Source organism: Sphingorhabdus sp. (genome assembly GCF_023910635.1).
Lineage (GTDB): Bacteria > Pseudomonadota > Alphaproteobacteria > Sphingomonadales > Sphingomonadaceae > Sphingorhabdus_B.
The window spans coordinates 1-1,540 of record NZ_JAAVVZ010000088.1; the positions used below are offsets into that span (position 1 = coordinate 1).

The following is a 1,540-nucleotide window of genomic DNA, read 5'->3' on the forward strand; positions in this document are numbered from 1 at the left end:
TGAATTTGAGTCGAGAGGCGCGACGCTATAAACGTTATCCGGCGCTTGCCCGGCAACGTGGATTGGAAGGTGTTGTTGTTATTGTGGTCAGCACCAGCGCCGGCTTTCCGGTACCGCAACTTAGCCTGAGTCGCTCAAGTGGTCAGGAGGTACTCGATCAGCAGGCGATGGAAATGCTCAGTCTGGCCGTGCGTGCAGCCAGCATGCCTGAGTCTTTGCGGGGCAGGGATTTTGCGATAGATCTGCCGATCCATTTTTCACTGGATGATTAAATCGCGATAAATCAGATTGGCGGCAATTCAGCTTCGTGAAATCCAAAGTGGCCGGATTTTTTGTCTTCCAGATAACGTTCCAGGCAGAGTTTGACGCTACGAAAGGCCAGTTCATTCCAGGGAATGTCCGCCGGTTCAAAAAGCTCGACTGCCAGACTCTCGATCCCTGCCGCGTAAATTGGCTTTGGCAGATGACCGCGATAGAAGAGATGAACCTGATGAATGTGCGCAATGCTGTACATAGCAAAAGCGGCATCGATTTCTACAATCGCCCCGGCTTCTTCGATTGTTTCGCGAGCAGCGCCCTGAGCCGTGGTTTCGCCATTTTCCATAAAGCCGGCAGGTAGCGTCCAAAAACCATAACGCGGTTCAATGGCTCGCCGGCAAAGAAGAATGCGACCCTCGTATTCAGCAACGCAGCCAACCACCAAGCGCGGGTTCTGATAATTGATGTGGCCGCAGCGACTGCAGACGTGACGCGGTAATGAGTCGCCTTCTGGCGTTAAAAAATCAGCGCTTGCACCACAAATGGGGCAGAAGGAAATCGTCAAAGCGTCAGGGTTTTGGGACATTTGCTCAGTTTATCATTGGCTAATGTGGCTAAAAGCAATGACGGAGCTGATATTGCCCTTTCTTTCTTTGCCATCCGACAAGCCCTGTGTTTACAATAGAGCTTACTTATAAGAACTCTGCGCTGACTGAATTCCGGCGCGGTTGGGGGCTCCGCATGTTTCTGATCATCGGTTATGTAATCATCCTCGTTTCAGCACTCGGAACCTACGCGGTTCACGGAAGCCTGCTGGCGCTTTGGGTGCCCCTGGAATACGTAGCCATTATCGGTATTTCGATCGGTTACTTTGTTGCCTCAAACACCATTGGCGTTATCAAGGGAACGCTAGGAGCCATTCCAGGGATATTAAAAGGCAGTAAATACAACAAAGCCTATTACGTCGATGCGCTAGCCATGCTGTTTGAAATTCTGGGCAAGGTGCGTAAGGAAGGGCTGATGTCCATCGAGGGCGATATCGAAAACCCTGATTCGAGTCCTATTTTCGGTAAATACCCGAATATTTTGCATGACCACCATGTTATGGAATTCATCTGCGACTATTTGCGCATGATGGTCGGCGGTAACCTGAATACGACGGAAATAGAAAGCTTGATGGACGTCGAGCTGGAAGTGCACCACCATGAAGCGGCGGAGCCGGCGCATGTCATGGCCAACGTGGCGGGTGCTGTGCCGGCCGTGGGTATCATCGTTGCGGTTA

3 protein-coding genes are annotated in these 1,540 nt (G+C 51.4%); 2 read left to right on the forward strand and 1 reads right to left on the reverse strand.

Annotation, left to right across the window (positions count from 1 at the left end; translation table 11 throughout):
• Positions 1 to 272, forward strand: a 272-nt coding sequence (locus HEQ34_RS14410; RefSeq protein WP_296201612.1) for an energy transducer TonB, incomplete at its 5' end; no start/stop codon positions are given.
• 11 nt (positions 273 to 283) lie between these two features.
• Here HEQ34_RS14410 and HEQ34_RS14415 read toward each other — a convergent pair.
• Positions 284 to 844: an NUDIX hydrolase gene (locus HEQ34_RS14415; protein ID WP_296201613.1), complete on the reverse strand. Its 561-nt coding sequence runs from the start codon at positions 842 to 844 to the stop codon at positions 284 to 286.
• 155 nt (positions 845 to 999) lie between these two features.
• Between HEQ34_RS14415 and HEQ34_RS14420 the strand changes: the two genes are divergently transcribed.
• Positions 1,000 to 1,540: motility-associated protein (locus HEQ34_RS14420; protein ID WP_366934881.1), on the forward strand; the 541-nt coding region annotated here is incomplete at its 3' end.